Here is a 20,241-nt window from a genome sequence, read left to right as displayed (position 1 = left end):
CCATGATGCAGTCTCTCCATGACCTGTGGTTCGGGTTCGGCGTTGCCTTCCAGGGCACCAACCTGATGTGGTCGTTCTTCGGCGTGCTGGTCGGCAACCTGATTGGCGTGCTGCCCGGCATGGGCGCGCTGTCGGCGATCTCGATCCTGCTGCCGCTCACCTACGCGATGCACCCGGTCCCGGCCATCCTGATGCTGGCCGGCATCTTCTACGGCTCGCAATATGGCGGCGCCATCGGCGCCATCCTGCTGAACCTGCCTTCGCATCCGCCGCACGCGGTGACCTGCCTGGACGGCTATCCGATGACGCGCGCCGGCAAGGGCGGGACGGCGCTCGGCATCACCATGATCTCGTCGTTCTTCGCGGCGTCGGTCGGCATCCTGGTGATGATCTTCGCGTCGCCGCTGCTGGTGGCCGTGGCCTTCAAGTTCGGGCCGACCGAGATTTTCTCGATCATGCTGCTGGGCCTGCTGGCGGGTTCCACCATGTCGCGCGGTTCGCCGCTGAAAGGCGTTGCCATGACGCTGTTCGGCCTGCTGTGCGGCGTGGTCGGCACCGACGTGAACTCGGGCAGCTTCCGCTTCTCGTTCGGCATCCCTGAACTCAGCGACGGCCTCGAACTCGTGGCGATCGCCATGGGCTTGTTCGGCGTCGCCGACTTCCTGCTCAACGTGAACCGGATGACCATCATCACGAGCAACACCTCGCTGCGCGTGCGGGACATGCGCCCGAGCCTGGCCGAGTTGAAGGAAGCCTTCTGGCCGATGGTGCGCGGCACGCTGGTCGGCACCGTCTTCGGCGCGATGCCCGGCACCGGCCCGACGATCACGACCTTCATCGCCTACGCGCTCGAGCGCAAGGTCTCGAAGACGCCGGAGAAGTTCGGCACCGGCATGATCGCCGGCGTGGCGTCGCCCGAAGCCTCTTCGCATTCGAAGACGCAGGTCGACTTCATCCCGACGATGAGCCTGGGCATTCCGGGCGACGCGGTGATGGCGCTGATCCTCGGTGCGCTGATGATCCAGGGCATCGCCCCCGGCCCGCAGCTCATCACCGAGCATCCGGACATCTTCTGGGGCCTGATTGCCAGCTTCTGGATCGGCAACGTGCTGCTGATCATCCTGAACGTGCCGATGATCGGCGTGTGGGTCAAGATGCTGCAGGTGCCGTATCGCTACCTGTTCCCGTCGGCGATGTTCTTCATCGCGGTGGGCGTCTTCAGCACGCAGAACAGCCTCTTCCAGATCTGGGAAGTGCTGGCCTTCGGTGTCATTGGCGCGTTGCTGATCACGCTGGAATTCTCAGTCGCGCCGATCATGCTGGGCTTCGTGCTCGGGCCGATGGTGGAAGAAAACTTCCGCCGCGCCATGCTGCTGTCCCGCGGCGACATCAGTGTGTTCGTGCAGCGCCCCATCAGCGCGGCCTTCATCGCACTGTCGGCACTGCTGTTGGTCGGCGTCACCTGGTCGAGCTTCCGTGGCCGCGCGGTCAAGCGCGTCGAAGCGGATGCCGATGGGCTCGGCTCCGAAGCCGTCTCGGAAGCCTGACACGGCCAGGGCGATCAGTCCCTGATCCCTCCCGCAAAATGACCTGCGGCGCGATGTGCGCGCCGCAGGTCATTTGCCATTCAGGAAGGGGTTTTATGATCCGGGCCCCTGCTTGATAGACCCAAGCCACCCCACATGCTGCGAATTTCAGAAATCAAACTGCCGCTCGGCCACGACGAAGCGGCCCTCCCCGCAGCCATCGACGCCGTGCTCGGCATCCCGCCCGGCGCCGTGCGCGAGTTCAGCATCTTCAAGCGCAGCTTCGACGCGCGCAAGGCGCAACTGCTGCAGGTCTATATCGTCGACGTGACGATCGCGGATCCGGCGACAGAAGCCGCGCTGCTCCACAAGTTCGCAGAAAACCCCCGCATCGTCCCGACTCCCGACATGGCGTGGGAGCCGCCAGCGCAAGCGCCCGCCACGCTGCCGCTACGGCCGGTGGTGATCGGCTTCGGCCCCTGCGGCATCTTTGCTGCGCTGGTGCTCGCGCAGATGGGATTCAAGCCGATCGTGCTGGAGCGCGGCAAGACCGTGCGCCAACGCACCAAGGACACCTGGGGCCTCTGGCGCAAGAGCGTGCTCAATCCCGAATCCAATGTGCAGTTCGGTGAAGGCGGCGCGGGCACGTTCTCCGACGGAAAGCTCTACAGCCAGATCAAGGATCCGCGCTTTCTCGGCCGAAAGGTGATGGAAGAGTTCGTCAAGGCCGGCGCACCGCCCGAAATCCTCTATGTCGCGCATCCGCACATCGGCACATTCAAGCTGGTGAAGGTCGTGGAGAACATGCGCGAACAGATCACCGCGCTCGGCGGCGAGATTCGCTTCGAGCACCGCGTGACCGACGTGCTGATCGAGGACGGCCCCGACGGCAAGCACTTGCGTGGGCTGACCGTGCTCGACCAGCGCACCGGGCAAACCAGCGAGCTGCGTGCCGATCACGTGGTGATGGCGCTCGGCCACAGTTCGCGCGACACCTTCGCGATGCTCCATGAGCGTGGGGTGCACATCGAGGCCAAGCCTTTCTCGATCGGCTTCCGCGTCGAGCATCCTCAAGGCTTGATCGATCGTGCGCGATGGGGACGGCACGCAGGCCATCCGCTGCTGGGCCCGGCCGACTACAAGCTCGTGCATCACGCGAACAACGGACGCTCGGTGTACAGCTTCTGCATGTGCCCCGGCGGCACTGTCGTGGCGGCTACCAGCGAGCCGGGCCGCGTGGTGACCAACGGCATGAGCCAGTATTCACGCAACGAGCGCAACGCCAACGCGGGCATCGTGGTCGGCATCGATCCACAGGACTTTCCCGGCTGGGAAGAAGGCCGAACGGGTTCTCCGCTGGCAGGCATCGAGCTTCAGCGCGAGCTGGAGTCCAACGCCTTCGTACTCGGCGGCGGCGACTACCGGGCGCCGGGGCAACTGGTCGGGGATTTCGTCGCGGGCAAGCCGTCGACGGTGCTGGGCAGTGTGGAACCGTCGTACAAGCCGGGCGTGATGCCGGTCGACCTCCGCGCCGCCCTCCCCGCCTACGCGACCGAAGCCATGCGAGAGGCCTTCCCCGCCTTCGGACGCAAGATCAAAGGCTTCGATCTGCATGACGCCGTCCTGACCGGCGTCGAGACCCGCACCTCGTCACCCATCAAGATCACGCGCGGCGAAGACTTCCAGAGCCTCAACGTGCGCGGCCTGTACCCCGCCGGCGAAGGCGCCAGCTACGCGGGCGGCATTCTGTCGGCCGGAGTCGACGGCATCAAGGTAGGCGAAGCGGTCGCGCTCGGCATCGCAGCCGGCGTACGCATCTGAATCGAGAAACACCGCGGAACCGGCTCTGCCGGGCCGCCGGTGTTGCCCCCGGTAGGGGGTAGGCGAAGCGACACGAAGTGCGCGCAGCCTGGGGGCGAGCCTAGCCTTGCAATGCCGCGATGCGCTGCTCGATCGGCGGGTGCGTCGCGAACAGGCTACCGAGCTTGCCGGTAATACCCATCGCTTCGACCGACTTGGGCAGTTCGCCCGGAGGCAGGCCACCCAGGCGCGCCAGCGCATTCATCATCGGCTGCTTGCGGCCCAGCAATTGCGCGGAGCCCGCATCCGCCCGGAACTCACGTTGGCGGGAGAACCACGCCACCACGATGGCAGCTGCGAAGCCGAGCACGATGTCCAGCACGATCGTCGTCACGAAGTAGCCGATGCCCGGGCCCGAGTTGCGGTCGTCGCCGCGGCGCAGGAAGCTGTCGACCGCATAGCCGATCACCCGCGACAAGAACACCACGAACGTGTTCATCACGCCCTGGATCAGCGTCATCGTGACCATGTCGCCGTTGGCGACGTGGGCGATTTCATGGCCGATCACCGCTTCGACCTCTTCACGCGTCATGTTTTGCAGCAGACCGGTCGAGACGGCGACCAGCGAAGAGTTCTTGAAGGCGCCTGTCGCAAACGCGTTGGGCTCACCCTCGAAGATGCCGACTTCGGGCATGCCGATGCCGGCCTTGTCAGCGAGCTTTTTCACGGTCTGCACGATCCAGGCTTCGTCAGGCGACTGGGGTTCGTTGATGATCCGCACGCCCGCCGACCACTTGGCCATCGGCTTGCTGATGAGCAGCGAAATGATCGCGCCGCCAAATCCCATGATCAATGCGAAGCCAAGCAGCGCCGAAAGATTGAGTCCGTTGGCGGTGAGAAAGCGGTTGACGCCCAGCAGGCTCGCGACGATGCCCAGCACCGCCACCACCAGGACGTTGGTCAGCACGAACAGAAGGATGCGTTTCAAGTTGGATTCTCCGTGGGGAAACGTGTGCACAGTTGGGGCCGGACGGCTCCGGTTCAAGCTGCGCGGTACGGCAAGGTCTATGGGTTTGGGCTTGGTTCTGCGACCCTGCGAGGACGAAAAACGGCCGGATCATCATAGAAGGAAAAGTTCTCGTTGGGCATCCACCACCCGGGCACGCCAAGCACGGGCAGCGGCACGAAGGGCTTGGCCGTGAGGTGTGCGGGGTCCAGTGCCGAGACTATGCCGGCATCGTCCGGCGCGATCGAATGATTTCCCCCCGGCGCCATGAGGACATGCGCCGTCGCGGCCTTGCGCGGCGACACCAGCTTTTCGAGCAGTGCATGCCCGAACACCAGCAGCCGCGAGTCGCGCCAGAGCGTTCGCTGCGTGACGAAGAGCCCATGCCAGTCGCGCGCGAGCAATGCTTCCCACAATGGCGGCGGCGCGTCGAGCACGGCGCCGTTCTCGTCGAAGAGTGTCAGTGCATCGCGCAGCGGACCGCGCGACGCGCCGATGCCCGCGCGGGCGATCTCGGCGGCCTGCAGCTCGTTGAGCCGCCGCTTGGCTTGGGGAAAGTGCAGCCACACCAGGCCGTTGAAGAGATCGTGGAGGTTGTCGCGCGTGGGCACGCACGCGGTGCGATGGATGAAGGCTTCGTACGCTTCGTTTGGCGGTGCGCTGTCAGGCGCAACAAAGCGCAGAAACCCTGCGCGCAACTCGATGCTCGCCGCTTCGGCTACCAAAGCTTCAGCGGCGCTCGCACCTTGCTTCGTACGCGTGCCCACGCGTTCGGCGCACCTTGCATAGGGTGCCATCCAGGCAGCCGCGGTGTCGATCTTCCAACTGGCCAAGACGGATTCACGTAGTCGTGGGCCCGACGAACTGCACCTTGTTGGGCCTCTTTTCCGGGGTCAGCGCGAACAGCTCGGGGTGTTTGCCGAAGAACTTCGGCGAGCTCACAGTCGTGCCGAGCAGCTTCGCAGCGCGCAGCCGTTCAGCGGCAACGTTGAGCTCCACCTGGCGACCCATGCCCAATTCGGGGACTGCTTGAAGGATGCGAATCACTTCGTCGGGCAGGGCGGGTGCGCGCGGCGCCGCAGGCTGCTCGGCCTTGGTGCGCCGGGGCGCACGCGCGGCGCGCTTGGTGGCGGGTTTGGCGACCGCCGGCTTCGCTGTCGAATGGTGCTGAAGATCAACAAAGCTGTCGTACACGCCCACGGTGTCGTCGCCCGTCTTGCCTTGCTGACCAATACCGCAGACGCGGCAGCCCTTCTCTCGCAGCCGGATGACGAGCGGCGCGAAATCCGAATCGGACGACACGAGCACGGCGATATCCGGACGCTCGGCGACTGCCAGGTCCATGGCGTCGACCGCGAGAGCGATGTCGGTGCTGTTCTTGCCCGCGGAAATATTGACCATTGGCCGCACCGACAGTCGCTTGAAAAGCGCCTGCTGCTTGATCGCAGTCTCGGCATTGCAGTAAGCGCGCCGGACATGGACGCTGCCGTGCTCCGCCAGCGTGCGCTGCACGGCTTGCTCGATGACATCGGCGGAAACGTTGTCGGCATCGATGAGCAGCATCACGCGTGGAGTGCCGTTCATGAAAGCTTCCAGCCGATGGTTTCGCCGCCGCGCAGCGGCTTCAGCGTGGCATCGCCATAGGGCACTGCTTCAGGCACTGTCCAGCTTTCGCGCCGCAGGGTCACAGTGCCATTGTTGCGCGGCAGGCCGTAGAAGTCGGCGCCGTGGAAGCTGGCAAAGCCTTCGAGCTTGTCGAGCGCGCCGGCGTTGTGGAAAGCCTCCGCATAGAGCTCCAGCGCCGTCAGCGCGGTGTAGCAGCCGGCACAGCCCAGGGCGTGTTCCTTGAGGTGGGCGGGATGAGGCGCGCTGTCGGTGCCGAGGAAGAATCGATCGCTGCCGCTGGTCGCCGCTTCGACCAGCGCCACGCGGTGCGTCTCACGCTTGAGCACCGGCAGGCAGTAGTAGTGCGGCCGGATGCCCCCCGTGAAGATCGCGTTGCGGTTGTAGAGCAGATGGTGCGCTGTGATGGTCGCCGCCGTGAAGCGGCTCGCGTCGCGCACGTAGTGGGCGCCTTCCTTGGTCGTCAGGTGCTCGAAGACGACCTTCAGCTCGGGGAAGTCGCGGCGCAGCGGAATCATCACGCGATCGATGAAAACGGCTTCCCGGTCGAAGAGATCGACGGCGGGGTCTGTCACCTCGCCATGCACCAGCAGCAGCAGGCCGTGCTTCTGCATGGCTTCGAGGGTGGCGTAGGTCTTCTTGGTATCGGTCACGCCGGCATCGCTGTTGGTGGTGGCGCCGGCCGGGTAGAGCTTGAGTGCGCGCACGCCGGCCGCGGCGGCCCGTTCGATTTCGTCGGGCGGAAGCCTGTCGGTAAGGTAGAGCGACATGACGGGCTCGAAGTCCACGCCAGCGGGCACAGCGGCGCGGATGCGTTCGCGATATGCCACGGCCTGCTCAGCGGTGGTCACTGGAGGGCGCAGGTTCGGCATGATCAGCGCGCGGCCGAACTGGCGCGCGGAGTGCGGGACCACGGCTTCGAGCGGGGCGCCGTCGCGCACATGCAGGTGCCAGTCGTCGGGCCGGGTGATGGTGAGGGAGTCGGCGGGGCTTGTCATGGGGCGGGATTGTCCCATCGCGCGCCGGCCTCGCGTGGACGAACGTCCTGTGGATGCCGATTGATACGATCGGGCCGCAGAATCAAAGCGGAGGATCTATGGCGTACTTGAAGGAACTGAAAGTCACGTTCACTCGAAGGCGAGTGGACGATGACCTGCTGAACAAGCCCGTGGAGAACCCACTGCAGGTCTATGAGTTGTTCAAGGACATGCAGGACGAAACGAAGGAAAAGGTCGTTGTCCTGCACCTGAATCCTCAGCTGGAAATCCTGTCATATGAAGTCGCGTCCATGGGCACGGCGCACCACGCGGTACTCGAGCCCGTGGAGATATTCAGGAATGCCATGCTCGCCAGAGCATCCTCGCTGGTCGTCGTCCACAACCATCCGTCCGGCACCTGCAAGCCTTCGAAAGCCGACATCGCCGTGGCACTTCGCATGAAGGAACTCGGCACGCTGCACGACATGGTGCTGCAGGATTTCATCATCATCGGCTACGGCGAGTTCTACAGCTTCCGGGACCAAGGTCTGATCTGACACTGCCGCGGTTGCCCGCAAGGCCGCTTTAGATGGCGCAGGCGCGCGCGGCGCCGAGGATCACTTCTTCCGACGGAAGCTTGCCGATGCCGGGCAGGCCTTCACTCGCGCATTCGATTTCCGCCCAGCGCACGATGCCATCGCGGTCGATCATGTACTGCGCCTTGAGTTGCGGCCATTGCCTGTCGACTTCGCTCGCATCGGTCGGCGTGCACACGTAGCCGTCGAGATCGCCGATCACCTTGGCTGCCTGGGAGATCGGCAGCGGTTCGGGAAGATCACCGAAGGGATTGACGCGGACTTCGTCGAGCTGCTGCAGCATTTCGGGCGTCGGCTCTGGCTTCGGCACGCCGAAGGCGCGATGGGTCGACAGTTCGGGATCGGACGCCAGGCGCAGCTTCGTCGGCCTGAATTTGAAGTACAGGCGGGCGTTTTCGGGTTCGGTCGCCACGACTGCCAGCGTCTCCACGCCGATGGCCTTGAGCTTCTGTTCCAGCGCACCGAGCTGGACGAGCTGTCGTCGACAGAACGGGCACCACAGGCCGACCATGAGTGCGAGGAAGACGGGGCTCCGTCCGCGGTAGTCAGCGAGCGAAACGGTGTCGGGACCGGCCACGGCCGGAAGCGCGAAATCGGGGGCCGGGTCGCCCGGCGCCACGGGATGACTCATCACATATGCCATATCGAGGCTCCTTCAGGCAGGTTCAGCAGAGGAACGGAAGCACCATCAGGGCGTCGGGCTCGAGGCCTGCGCGCTCGCATACCGCCTGTGCCATTGCGAGGTAGGTTTCCGCCTGTGCGGGGCGCCCGGCATCGAGGTACAGCGTAGCCAATCCATCGTAGCAGGGAAAGAGCAGTTGAGGCTCGTCGATCTGCTCGGCCAGCGCCAGGGCTTCCTTGTAGGACGCGAAGGCGCGCGCCTGGTCCCCATGGCACTGATAGATCTGCCCCAGCACGATGAGCGGCACCGCCAGATGGTCGAGCAGTCCGAGCCGGCGATCGAGGCTGGCGGCGGCCCGCGCGGCCTCGATTCCCTCCGCTTCGCAGCGATTCGTCAGCGCGCAATAGGCCACCGCAAGGTTCGCGTACAGCCGCGACTGGAAGCCGAGATCGCCCACCTTGCGGGCGGTTTCCAGGCCGCGCAGACAGGTTTCGATGCTGCGCTGCGGATCGAGCGACGCGTACAGCACGCCCAGGTTCGTGTAGCCGCGGCAGGCCGCCTGCAGCATGTTGTTCGCCTCTGCCTGGGCGACGCTGTTTTCGACGTGCTCCACCGCCTCTGCCGGCCGCCCCAGCCGTGCCAGCGCGACGCCAAGCGTGTTGCAGGCTTCGGCGCGCACGACGCTGGCTTCCCGCTCGCGGCCCGTCGGCTCTGCAGGCACCTCCGCCAGCGCGCGCTGTGCCAGCGCCAAGGCGGTGTCGTTGTCGCCGGCCCGGAAAGCCAGCCGGCCCATTTCCTGGAACAGGTGCGCGCGTTCGATCCGGTCACCTTCTTCGCCGAGCCGGTCGAGACCAGCGCTGAAGCAGGCGCTGGCGCGCTCGCGCTCCCCGGCCTCCCAGTGCAGGCCGCCGGTCTTCCGCAGCACACGCGCCGTGCGAACAGGCTCGTCCCGCCGTGGGTCCGCGTCCTGCACGATCCGGTATTGCGCAAGCGCATCGGCGCGCCGCCCCTGCAAGCCGAGCAGGTCGCCGAGGCGCTCGCGGGCGTCGAGTTCGGCCGTCTCGACCTCGGCCTTCGCGGCGACCGAGTCAGCCGCCGACCCGGACAGCGTTTGCAGCGCGCGTTCGTAGTGGCGAATGGCGTCGTCGTTGGCGTAGACCGCGCGCGCCCAGTCTCCGGCGGCCACGAGATAGCGCGCGCCCCGCGCCTTGTCGGGCGACAGGCTCCAATGGTGCGCCAGCGCTTCCAGCTCCGCCAGGCGCAGCGTGCTGCGCGCCTCCTCATCGATGGGCGCCTGGGCGTCGACGCCCAGCACGGCTTCCAGCGCGAGGCCGGCGCGCTGGTGCAATTCGGTCCGCCGCGAGAGCAGCAGGTTCTGATAGGCCACTTCGTGCAGCAGCGCATGGGTGAAGCACCAGCCCTGCCCATCGGCCCGGACGAGATCGGCCGCCGCAAGCCGACGCAACGATGCCTCGACCGATTGCGGCTCGCTCGCGATACGCTGCAACAGTGCGCTTTCGAAGCCGGCGCCCCACACGGCCGCCTCCTGCAGCACGCGCCGGTCGTCCGCGCCCAATCCGTCGATGCGCGACAGCAGCAGGCCATACAGCGTCGGCGGAACGTCCACGCTGTCGCAGGGGTCCTCGCAGACCCAGCGTCCGTCCTTTTGCACGAGCAGGCCGCGCCCGGCCAGGGAACGAACGATTTCCTCGACGAACAGCGGGTTGCCGCCGGCGCGGGCCGCCACGAAATCGAGCACCGGCGCCAGGTCATCGTCCGCGGACGCGTCCAGCAGATGACGCACGAGCGAGCGCGCCTCCTGCGCAGGGAGCGGACCCAGCTCGATCCCGGTTGCCTCGGCCCTGTCGCTGGACAGCGAGCGCGAACCCGGACGCTGGAAGACCAGCACCATCAAGGGCCGGTCCGCCAGCTGGTCGATGACCTCTCCGAGCAAGTCGACGGATGCCGCATCGGCCCAATGCAGGTCGTCGACCACGATCATCACCGGCTGCTGCGCCAGCCGGCGCTCGATCAGCGCCCGCGCTGCCAGCGTGATCTGGCGCTGCAGCTGCTCTGGCTCGATGTCGCGCGGCCTGGTGTCCTGGATACCGAGCAGGTAGTTCAGCACCTTGGCCACCGCATCGGCCTCGTCGGCATTCGCGCCGAGGGCCGTCAAGCCCTCCTGCAGCTTGCGCCGCGCCGATTCCAGCGATTCGCCGGCATCCACGTGGTAGGCATCCCGAAACAGCGCGCCGAAGGTGCCATAGGTCGGCTCCCCGAGCGACGAACAGTTGGCGCGACGGACGCCCGTCGCCGTCAGGCGTTCGTCGCCTTCCAGGCGCGCGAAGAATTCGGCGAGCAGCCGGGACTTGCCGGCGCCGGCCTCGCCGACGACGCTGACGACCTGTGCCGATCCGCCCTGCATGCGGTCGAACGCAGCCAGCAGACGTTCGACCGCGTCCCCGCGCCCGACCAGCGGCGCCGAGAGCCCCAAATCGGCGAGCCCGCGGGCAGAGGCCAGTTCCGAGCGCATGCCGATCAGGCAATGCACGCGCATGGGCTCGGCCTTGCCGCGCAGCGCCAGTTCGGCGGGCGGCTCGAATTCGAAGCGGTGGCGCACCATCGCGTGCGTCGCTTCCGAGACCAGTACCCTGCCCGGCGCGGCGGCCGTGAGCAATCGCGACGCGGTGTTCACCGTGTCGCCGGTGACGGCATACGCGCTGCCGGTGCCGCTGCCCAGGCTGCCGGCGACCACGGCGCCGGTATGCACGCCGATGTGCAAGGTGACAGGCCGGCCGAGACGCGACAGCCAATGCGCGCTCAATTGCCCGACGCCATGCATCATGTCCTGCGCTGCCTCCACTGCGCGCAGCGGGTCGTCCTCGTGCGCGCGCGGTGCACCAAACACGGCCATGACCGCATCGCCGACGAATTTCTCGACGAAGCCGTCGTAGCGCGCGATGGCCTGCGCCATCGTGGCGAACAGCGCGTTCTGGAAGGTGCGCAGCGTTTCGGGGTCGAGCCCTTCGGCCAATGAGGTGAAGCCGGTCAGGTCGGCGAACACCACGGTGACCTGTCTGCGATCGGCTTCGTGGCTGGCCTCGCTGGGTGCGGGCGGCGGCGGTGGTGGCGGTGGCGGCGGGCTGACGGCCGCCGCGCGCGCCGTACCGCAGCGCGGGCAGAACGCGAAATCGAAATCGCATTCGAATCCGCACGATGCACAGGAACGGGCCAGCCGACGCCCGCAGCGCTGGCAGAAGGAAGACGCGGGCAGCACATCGGCGCCGCAGCCGACACAGGTCGTGGTCATCGAAGGTTCCGTGCCTCCATGCTGCCCGACTTCCACAGACCGCGCCATGGGCGGGCGCCCGGAGGCGCTACGCGGGCTGCACGATGCCGCCCGCGGTGCCTCTCGCCCGTTCCAGGATGAAGTCGATGAAAGTCCGCGTCGCGCGCGTGTGCTGGCGGTTGGGCATGTAGAGCATGAACATCTGCGTGCCGAAGATGCTCAGGCGCCAGTCGCCGAGCGTGGTCACCACGTCGCCGCGCCGCACGTCGTCGTTCACGACGTAGTCGGGCACGAGGCCGATGCCCAGGCCGGCAAGGATGGCCTGCCGCAGGAACAGGAAGTTCTCGGAAATCAGCGTCGGCTCCAGGACCACCTCGCGGCGCTCCTCGCCCTGGTAGGCGGAGATGCGCAACTGACGACCGATCACCGCGGCAGTCACCACCGGCGCGCCCTGCAGGTCATCGAGTTGCGTGGGCAGCGGATGCGCCTGCGCATAAGCGGTCGACGCGCAGGCCACGTAGCGCACCGGACCGAGTTCGCGCGCAACGAGGTTCTGCGGCGGCTCGGGAATCACGCGGATCGCGATGTCCACTTCGTCGCGCAGCAGGTCTTCGATGCGGTTCTCGAACAGCACGTCGAGCACGATGCCGGGGTACTGCCGCTTGAAGTCGATGAGCCATTCGGACATGACGAGTTGCCCGTAGCCGCTGGGCACGCTCAGCCGCACCCGTCCCTGGAGGCTCTGGCCCAGCATGGTGACCGATTCCCGCGCAGCCACCAGTTCGCCCTGGATCGCCACGCCGTGCTGGTAGAGCCGCAATCCGATCTCCGTGGGCTCGGCGCGCCGCGTGGTGCGCCGCACCAGCTGCGCACCAACCGAGCGCTCGAGCTGGTTGAGGTGATAGCTCACGTTGGCGCGGCTCATCTTCAACCGGCGCGCGGCTTCGCTCAGGTTGCCGGCGTCGAGGATTTCGACCAGAAGAGTGAGCGACTGCAGATCCATGGTTGGGTCGGCATTTTGTCAAAAATTCTTTGACAGTCTGTCAACGTGCAATGCAATTGTCAAAGCGGCACGCCGGATCAAGAATGCTCAGTTCGCCCTCGCACGCCTTCGGAGACACACAGCATGGCCATTACTTCACCCTCCCCAGCTTCCCTGCCCGTCACCTTCCGCCGCGATGGCGACGTGATGGTGGTGACCGTCGACAACCCACCCGTGAATGCGCTCGGCGTCGACGTCCGACGCGGTCTCGTGGCGGCCATCGATGCAGCCGAGGCCGACACCAACGCCCGCGCAGTGCTGATCGTCGGCGCAGGGCGCAACTTCATCGCCGGCGCCGACATCCGCGAATTCGGCAGGACGCCGCAGCCGCCGTCGCTGCCCGAAGTCTGCAAACGCATCGAGGACTGCAGCAAGCCCGTGGTGGCCGCCATTCACGGTGCGGCGCTGGGCGGCGGCCTGGAGGTCGCGCTGTCGGCGCACTACCGCTTCGCAGTGCCTTCGGCCAAGCTGGGCCTGCCTGAAGTGGCGCTGGGCCTGATTCCCGGCTCAGGCGGCACGCAACGCACGCCGCGCCTCATCGGCGTCAAGCCGGCCATCGAACTGATGCTGAGCGGTCGCCACGCCAATGCCAAGGAAGCGCTTGCGCTGGGCTTGATCGACAGAGCGGGCGTCGGCGCCGACGCATTGGCCGAAGGCCTCGCCTACGCCAAGGAACTCATCGCCGGCAACGCGCCGGTGCGCCGCACGCGCGACGCCCAGGCGCTGGCCGACGCTGATGCAAGCCGCGCGGCACTCGAAGCTGCCCGCGCCGACACCGCCAAGAAGAGCCGCGGCCTGTTCTCGCCGATGAAGATCGTCGAAGCGGTGGAAGCCGCGCTCACGCTGCCCTTCGACGAAGGCATGGCGCTCGAGCGCAAGCTCTTCATGCAGTGCATCGAGAGCCCGCAGCGCGCCGGCCTGATCCACGCCTTCTTTGCCGAGCGCGAAGTGCTGAAGGCGCCCGAGACCAAGGCCGCCAAGCCCCGCCCCCTCGATTCGGCCGGCATCGTCGGCGGCGGCACGATGGGTGCGGGCATCGCGGTGGCCATGCTCGATGCGGGCATGCCGGTCACGATGATCGAACGGGACGACACCCAGCTCGCGCGCGGCCGCGCCAACGTCGAGAAGGTGTACGACGGCCTCATTCAAAAGGGCCGCATGACGCTCGAGACCAAGGCCGCGGTCATGGCACGCTTCTCGGGCTCGATCTCCTACGATGCACTCGCAAAGGTCGACATCGTGGTCGAAGCCGTCTTCGAGGACATGAGCGTCAAGAAGGCCGTCTTTGCCGAACTCGATCGCGTGTGCAAGCCCGGTGCGGTGCTCGCGACCAACACGTCCTACCTGGACATCGACGAGATCGCCGCCAGCATTTCGCGCCCGGCCGACGTGGTGGGCCTGCACTTCTTCTCGCCGGCCAACATCATGAAGCTGCTGGAAATCGTGGTGCCTGCCAAGGTGAGCGCCGATGTGGTCGCCACCGGCTTCGAGCTTGCCAAGAAGCTCAAGAAGGTGCCGGTGCGCGCCGGCGTGTGCGACGGCTTCATCGGCAATCGCATCCTCGCGGTGTATCGGCAGGCCGCCGATCACATGATGGAAGACGGGGCATCGCCCTACCAGATCGACAAGGCGGTGCGTGACTTCGGCTATCCGATGGGGCCTTTCCAGGTTTCGGACCTCGCCGGCGGCGACATCGGTTGGGCCACGCGCAAGCGCAAGGCTGCGACGAGGGACCCGAAGGCGCGCTATGTGCAGATTGCCGATCGCATCTGCGAGCGCGGCTGGTTCGGCCAGAAGACGCAGCGCGGCTACTACCTCTATCCCGAAGGCGCGCGCACCGGCACGCCGGACCCCGAAGTGCTCGCCATCATCGACGCCGAACGCCAGCGCGCCGGCATCACGCCGCGCAGTTTCAGCGACGAGGAAATCATGCGCCGCTACATGGCCGCAATGATCAACGAGGGCGCCAACGTCGTCCACCAGCGCATCGCCCTGCGGCCGCTCGATGTCGACGTGACCTTTCTCTATGGCTACGGCTTTCCGCGCTTTCGCGGTGGCCCGATGAAGTACGCCGACACCGTGGGTCTGGACAAGGTGCTCGCGGACATCCGCGAATTCGCCAAGGAAGACCCGGTGTTCTGGAAACCCTCTCCGCTGCTGGTCGAACTGGTCGAACGCGGCGCCGATTTCGCAAGCCTCAACCAATCCGAATAAGGAGCGCCCCATGCGCGAAGCCGTCATTGTTTCCACCGCCCGCACCCCGCTCACCAAGGCGCACCGCGGCGAATTCAACATCACGCCCGGCGCCACGCTGGCCGCGTTCGCGGTCAAGGCCGCCGTGGAGCGCGCGGACATCGATCCCGCGCTGATCGAAGACGCGATCCTCGGCTGCGGCTATCCCGAAGGCACCACCGGCCGCAACATCGCACGCCAGACCATCATCCGCGCGGGCCTGCCGATCTCGATCGCCGGCACCACCGTCAACCGCTTCTGCGCATCGGGCCTGCAGGCGATCGCGATGGCGGCGGGCCGCATCGTGGTGGACGGCGCGCCGGCCATGATCGCGGGCGGTGTCGAAAGCATCTCGCAGATCCGCTCGCGCAGCGCGACCGACAGTGGCGACAGCGGCATGGACCCGTGGATCGTCCAGCACAAGCCCGCGCTCTACATGGCGATGATCGAAACCGCCGACATCGTGGCGCAGCGCTACGGCATCAGCCGCGAAGCGCAGGACCGCTTCTCCGCCGAGAGCCAGCGCAAGACCGAAGAGGCGCAGATCGCCGGGCGCTACAAGGACGAGATCGTGGCCTGCACCACGACGATGGCCGAGACGAACAAGGACACCAAGGAAGTCACGCAGCGCGAGGTGACGATCGACCACGACACCTGCAACCGCCGCGGCACGACATATGAGGCGCTTGCCAAGCTGCAACCGGTCATGGGCGCGGACAAGTTCATCACCGCAGGCAATGCCTCGCAGCTCTCCGATGGCGCATCGGCCTGCGTGCTGATGGAAGCCAAGGAAGCCGAGCGGGCCAACATCAAGCCCCTGGGCGCCTTCCGCGGCTTGGCGGTCGCGGGTTGCGAGCCCGACGAGATGGGCATCGGCCCTGTCTTTGCGGTGCCGAAACTGCTGGCACGCCACGGACTGAAGGTGAGTGACATCGACCTGTGGGAACTCAACGAAGCCTTCGCCTCGCAATCGATCTACTGCCAGGACAAGCTCGGCATTCCGTCGGAACGGCTGAACGTCAACGGCGGCGCGATTTCCATCGGCCACCCCTTCGGCATGACCGGTGCACGACTTGCCGGCCACGTGCTGATCGAAGGCAAGCGCCGCGGCGCGAAGTACGCGGTCGTCACGATGTGCATCGCGGGCGGCATGGGCGCTGCGGGGCTCTTTGAAATCTATTGAGCGGAGAACCAGTCATGGACCTGAACTTCACGCCCGAAGAAGAAGCCTTCCGCAGCGAAGTGCGTTCCTTCCTCGCTGACAAGCTGCCCAAGCGGCTTTCCGACAAGGTCGCCACCGGCAAGCACCTGAGCAAGGCCGACATGCAGGAATGGCACGCCATCCTGAACGAGCGCGGCTGGCTCGCGAACCATTGGCCCGAGCAATACGGCGGACCGGGATGGACTGCCGTCGAGAAGTTCATCTTCGAAAACGAATGCGCCCTCGCCCATGCACCGCGCATCGTGCCCTTCGGCGTGAACATGCTCGGCCCGGTGCTGATCAAGTACGGCAACGAGGCGCAGAAGCGTTATTGGCTTCCGCGCATCCTCGACGGCTCCGACTGGTGGTGTCAGGGCTATTCGGAACCGGGCGCCGGCTCCGATCTCGCCGCGGTCAAGACCCAGGCCGTGCGCGGCCACGATGCCGAAGGTGACCACTACATCGTCAACGGTCAGAAGACATGGACCACGCTGGGCCACCACGCCAACATGATCTTCTGCCTGGTGCGCACGAATCGCGAGGCCAAGAAGCAGGAAGGCATCAGCTTCCTGCTGATCGACATGAAGTCGCACGGCGTCGAAGTGCGACCGATCATCACGCTCGACGGCGAGCACGAAGTGAACGAGGTTTTCTTCTCGGACGTGCGCGTGCCTGCGGAGAACCTTGTCGGCGAAGAGAACAAGGGCTGGACCTGCGCCAAGTACCTGCTGACTTATGAGCGCACCAACATCGCAGGCGTGGGCTTCTCCGTCGCCGCCATGGAACAGCTCAAGAAAATCGCCGCCGGGCAGACGAAGAACGGCCGCCCGCTGGCCGACGATCCGGCCTTCGCGGCACGCATGGCCCGCGTCGAGATCGACCTTGAAAACATGAAGACGACCAACCTGCGCGTGATCGCGGCTGTGGCCGGTGGCGGCGTGCCCGGTGCGGAAAGCTCGATGCTGAAGATCCGCGGCACCGAGATACGCCAGGAAATCTCATCGCTCGCCCGACGTGCGATGGGCGCCTATGCACGGCCCTTCGTTGCCGAGGCGCTGGAGGAAGGCTTCAGTGGCGAACCTTTCGGCCCCGCTTATGCCGCATCCGCAGCAGCGCGCTACTTCAACAACCGCAAGCTGTCGATCTTCGGCGGCTCCAATGAAATCCAGAAGAACATCATCTCGAAGATGATCCTCGGACTCTGAGAGAACTGCCATGAACTTCGAACACACCGAAGACCGGCGCATGCTCGCCGACAGCCTGAACCGCTTCATCGCGGAGCAGTACGGCTTTGAGACACGCGACCGCATTGCACGATCGCCCCAGGGCTACAGCACGGAGATCTGGCAACAGTTTGCGGAACTGGGCGTGATCGGCGCGCTCTTCAGGGAAGCCGATGGCGGCTTCGGCGGCGAGGGCTTCGACATCGCGGTGGTCTTCGAGGCACTCGGTCGCGGCCTCGTGGTCGAGCCGCTGCTCGGTGCCGTGATGGCAGGCGAAGCGATCGCCCTTGCAGGCAACGATGCACAGAAGAAGCTGCTGGCAGACATCGTCGGCGGCACCACCATGGCGGCCTTCGCGCACGACGAGCCCGAATCGCACTACGAACTCTCCCGCGTGCAGACGCGCGCCGAGCGCAGCGGCGATGGCTGGGTGCTCAAGGGCGCCAAGGCAGTGGTCGCGCAGGGCGAGCGGGCCGACCTCTTCGTCGTCACGGCCCGCACTTCGGGCTCGGTCGATGACGAAGCCGGTATCTCGCTCTTCATCGTGCCTGCCAATACGCCCGGCCTGAGAGTGCGTGGCTGCGCCGGCATCGATGGAGGCCGCGTCGCGGAGCTGACCTTCGAAAAGGCAAAGCTCGGCGCGGACGCACTGCTGGGTGCCGAAGGCGCGGGTTACGCCACGCTCGAGCGCGCAGTCGGCCGCGGGATTCTCGCCCTGTGCGCCGAGGCGCTCGGGGCCATGGAGTCCGCCAAGACCGCCACGCTCGAATACCTGCGCACGCGCAAGCAGTTCGGCATGCTCATCGGCAGCTTCCAGGCGCTGCAACATCGCATGGCGGACCTTCTCCTCGAGATCGAACAGGCACGCTCGGCCGTGATCAACGCCGCGGCAGCCATCGGCGCGGACCGGCTCACGCGCGAGCGCGCGCTGTCGGCCGCGAAATTCAGCATCGGGCGCATCGGCACGCTGGTGGCCCAGGAGAGCATCCAGTTGCACGGCGGCATCGGCATGACCTGGGAACTGCCGCTGGCCCACTTTGCCAAGCGTCTCGTGATGATCGACCATCAGCTCGGTGACGAAGACCGTCACTTGCAGCGCTACATCGAACTCGGCAGGCAGCCCTCATGAGCACCCAACCCATGCGCACCGCTGCGCCATTCAGCCAGGCGTTTCCGGTCCGTAGCATGGCGGACATCCGAAAGATCGAGGAAACCCCGCTCGGCGAAGCGCTCACGGTCCGAAGCACCTACGAGATCTTCCGCAATTCGGGCGCGGCTTTCGGCGACAAACCGGCGCTGACTTTCCTGCGGACTGGCGATCCCGCCGACGAGCCGATCCGGTGGTCCTATGCCGAACTGCTGGCGGGCATCCACCAGACCGCGAATATGCTGCACGGCCTCGGTGTCGGTCCCGACGACGCGGTGGCGGTGCTGATGCCGGCGTGTCTCGAATATCACCTCGCGCTCTGGGGCGGCGCGGCAGCGGGCATCACGCAGCCGCTCAACCCGCTTCTGACTGACGAGAAGCTGGTTTCGCTGATGACGGCGGGCCGTGCGAAGGTGCTCATCGCCTATGGGTCCGAATCCGATTCGGGCATGTGGTCCAAGGCGATGCGGCTGCGCTCGCAGGTGCCCACGCTCACCACCGTGCTGCGCGTCGCGCCGCACGACGAAGTGCCGGGCAGCGCCGGTACGCTGCCCGAACGCGTGGCCGACTTCAATGCCCTGCGCGCGAGAGAGCCCTCCGACCGTCTGGTGAGTGAGCGCGACATTCAGCCGATCGACATCGCCGCGTATTTCCACACCGGCGGCACGACCGGCGCGCCCAAGCTTGCGCGCCACAGTCACGGCGCGCAAGTGTTCACGGCGTGGGCCAGCATCCAGATCACCGGACAGGGCCCGAACGATGCCGCCATCAACGGCTACCCCTTGTTCCATGTGGCGGGCGTGCTGCCGGCGTCACTCTCGCTGTTGTCGGCGGGGGTCGAGATGATCATCCCGACCACCACCCTGCTGCGCAACAAGCAGGTGCTGAGCAACTACTGGCGGCTGGTCGAGAAATACCGTCCCACGTCGCTGTCCGCGGTGCCGACCGTGCTCGCCGCGCTGGCCAACGTGCCGCTCGATGGCGCTGACATCTCGTCGATCAACTACTGCCGCACCGGCGCCGCCGTGCTGGCCCCCGAACTCGCAGCGCGCTTCGAGCGCCTCTTCGGCCTGCATGTGCATGAAAGCCTCGGCATGACCGAGATGGCCGGCATTTCGACCATCACGCCGCCGGGCGTCATCGGCCCGGCCGGCTGCGTCGGATTTCGCCTGCCCTATTCGCAGCTGCGCATCGTCGCGCTCGACGAAAACGGCAACGCCACCCAACGCGACCTGCCTCCGGGCGAGCAAGGCATGGTGTTGTTCAAGTCGCCGAATGTGTTTTCGGGCTTTGTGGACCCGGCCGATAACGCGAAGGCCTTCACCGCTGACGGCTGGCTCGCCACAGGCGATCTCGGGTGGCTCGACGACGAAGGACGGCTCAACCTGAGCGGCCGCTCCAAGGACCTGATCATCCGCAGCGGCCACAACATCGATCCGAAGACGATCGAGGATGCCCTGGGCGCCCACCCCGCCGTGCAGTTGTGCGCGGCGGTCGGCGCGCCCGATGCCTATGCGGGCGAACTCCCGGTGGTCTTCGCGACGCTCGTCCCCGGCGCATCGGCCACTGAAGCCGAACTGCTGGCCTTTACCGCCGAGCGCGTCGACGAAGCGCCGGCCAAGCCGAAGGCGGTGGTCGTCATCGAAACCATGCCGATGACCAACGTCGGCAAGATCTACAAGCCCGAACTGCGCGCAATGGCCGCCCGCAAGGTGGCCGCCACCATGGTCGACGAAGCTTGCGCGGCGCTCGGTGTCGATGCCGCGGCGCGCCCGGAAGTGCGGCCGGACGGCGAAAACGCATTGCAAGTCGTCATCGATGCAAAGGCCGCCGGCGAGTTGGCGAATCCATTGCGCCAGCAACTGCAGCAGGCGCTCGGCCGGCTTCCCTTCAAGACGCAGGTCGTCCTGGCATAGGGCGGGGACGCCGGCAGCTAAGGAAACCCCCGATGAACGAA

General features: G+C 66.3%; 15 protein-coding genes. 8 read left to right on the top strand and 7 right to left on the bottom strand.

The genetic code is table 11. The features are described from left to right. Nucleotides 1–2 precede the first annotated feature (2 nt). Nucleotides 3–1,547: a tripartite tricarboxylate transporter permease gene (locus AC1DSF_RS26595; protein WP_478146390.1), complete on the top strand. Its 1,545-nt coding sequence runs from the start codon at nucleotides 3–5 to the stop codon at nucleotides 1,545–1,547. Between the two features lie 135 nt (nucleotides 1,548–1,682). Beyond that, on the top strand, nucleotides 1,683–3,347 hold the full coding sequence (locus AC1DSF_RS26590) for an NAD(P)/FAD-dependent oxidoreductase (protein WP_478183740.1): 1,665 nt from the start codon (nucleotides 1,683–1,685) through the stop codon (nucleotides 3,345–3,347). A gap of 100 nt (nucleotides 3,348–3,447) precedes the next feature. Here AC1DSF_RS26590 and htpX read toward each other — a convergent pair whose 3' ends face one another. From htpX to pyrC, 4 genes are all read right to left on the bottom strand, one after another. Further along, complete coding sequence (gene htpX, locus AC1DSF_RS26585; protein ID WP_478146392.1) at nucleotides 3,448–4,314, bottom strand: protease HtpX; 867 nt, start codon at nucleotides 4,312–4,314, stop codon at nucleotides 3,448–3,450. 77 nt (nucleotides 4,315–4,391) lie between these two features. Then, on the bottom strand, nucleotides 4,392–5,129 hold the full coding sequence (locus tag AC1DSF_RS26580; protein WP_478183750.1) for a DUF3025 domain-containing protein: 738 nt from the start codon (nucleotides 5,127–5,129) through the stop codon (nucleotides 4,392–4,394). Between the two features lie 43 nt (nucleotides 5,130–5,172). Further along, the gene (locus AC1DSF_RS26575; RefSeq protein WP_478146393.1) at nucleotides 5,173–5,916 is read right to left on the bottom strand and encodes an NYN domain-containing protein; all 744 of its coding nucleotides are present in this window, start codon (nucleotides 5,914–5,916) and stop codon (nucleotides 5,173–5,175) included. Next, nucleotides 5,913–6,953 carry a dihydroorotase gene (gene pyrC, locus AC1DSF_RS26570; protein ID WP_478183739.1) on the bottom strand — a complete coding sequence of 347 codons (1,041 nt, stop codon included), beginning with the start codon at nucleotides 6,951–6,953 and terminating at the stop codon, nucleotides 5,913–5,915. Before pyrC ends, AC1DSF_RS26575 begins: the two co-directional genes overlap by 4 nt. A 98-nt stretch (nucleotides 6,954–7,051) precedes the next feature. Here pyrC and AC1DSF_RS26565 point away from each other — a divergent pair, with 98 nt between their 5' ends. After that, nucleotides 7,052–7,489 (top strand): JAB domain-containing protein, encoded by a 438-nt coding sequence (locus tag AC1DSF_RS26565; protein ID WP_478125925.1) that lies wholly within the window; start codon nucleotides 7,052–7,054, stop codon nucleotides 7,487–7,489. A 28-nt stretch (nucleotides 7,490–7,517) separates the two neighbouring features. Here AC1DSF_RS26565 and AC1DSF_RS26560 read toward each other — a convergent pair whose 3' ends face one another. The 3 genes from AC1DSF_RS26560 to AC1DSF_RS26550 form a co-directional block, all read right to left on the bottom strand. Then, nucleotides 7,518–8,171, bottom strand: coding sequence for a redoxin domain-containing protein (locus AC1DSF_RS26560; RefSeq protein WP_478125924.1), 654 nt, complete (start codon nucleotides 8,169–8,171; stop codon nucleotides 7,518–7,520). 22 nt (nucleotides 8,172–8,193) lie between these two features. Continuing rightward, nucleotides 8,194–11,460 (bottom strand): adenylate/guanylate cyclase domain-containing protein, encoded by a 3,267-nt coding sequence (locus AC1DSF_RS26555; protein WP_478183738.1) that lies wholly within the window; start codon nucleotides 11,458–11,460, stop codon nucleotides 8,194–8,196. 67 nt (nucleotides 11,461–11,527) lie between these two features. After that, a complete protein-coding gene (locus AC1DSF_RS26550; RefSeq protein ID WP_478125922.1) occupies nucleotides 11,528–12,442 on the bottom strand; it encodes a LysR family transcriptional regulator in 915 nt (304 codons plus the stop codon). A 123-nt stretch (nucleotides 12,443–12,565) separates the two neighbouring features. Here AC1DSF_RS26550 and AC1DSF_RS26545 point away from each other — a divergent pair, with 123 nt between their 5' ends. Genes AC1DSF_RS26545 through AC1DSF_RS26525 form a run of 5 tightly spaced genes read left to right on the top strand, consistent with a single transcriptional unit; the run spans nucleotide 12,566 to nucleotide 20,200 of the window. Continuing rightward, nucleotides 12,566–14,695: a 3-hydroxyacyl-CoA dehydrogenase NAD-binding domain-containing protein gene (locus AC1DSF_RS26545; protein WP_478125921.1), complete on the top strand. Its 2,130-nt coding sequence runs from the start codon at nucleotides 12,566–12,568 to the stop codon at nucleotides 14,693–14,695. A gap of 10 nt (nucleotides 14,696–14,705) precedes the next feature. Then, nucleotides 14,706–15,896: an acetyl-CoA C-acyltransferase gene (locus tag AC1DSF_RS26540; RefSeq protein WP_478125920.1), complete on the top strand. Its 1,191-nt coding sequence runs from the start codon at nucleotides 14,706–14,708 to the stop codon at nucleotides 15,894–15,896. 14 nt (nucleotides 15,897–15,910) lie between these two features. Next, nucleotides 15,911–17,119, top strand: a complete 1,209-nt coding sequence (locus AC1DSF_RS26535; protein ID WP_478125919.1) for an acyl-CoA dehydrogenase family protein — start codon at nucleotides 15,911–15,913, stop codon at nucleotides 17,117–17,119. Nucleotides 17,120–17,129: 10 nt separating this feature from the next. Continuing rightward, nucleotides 17,130–18,266 carry an acyl-CoA dehydrogenase family protein gene (locus tag AC1DSF_RS26530; RefSeq protein WP_478146402.1) on the top strand — a complete coding sequence of 379 codons (1,137 nt, stop codon included), beginning with the start codon at nucleotides 17,130–17,132 and terminating at the stop codon, nucleotides 18,264–18,266. Further along, complete coding sequence (locus AC1DSF_RS26525; RefSeq protein ID WP_478125917.1) at nucleotides 18,263–20,200, top strand: acyl-CoA synthetase; 1,938 nt, start codon at nucleotides 18,263–18,265, stop codon at nucleotides 20,198–20,200. Before AC1DSF_RS26530 ends, AC1DSF_RS26525 begins: the two co-directional genes overlap by 4 nt. Nucleotides 20,201–20,241: the final 41 nt, after the last annotated feature.

It is taken from the genome of Variovorax sp. 01N429, assembly GCF_056399425.1.
Note: the sequence above shows the minus strand (reverse complement) of the source record. Positions and strands in the feature narration are given on the sequence as shown.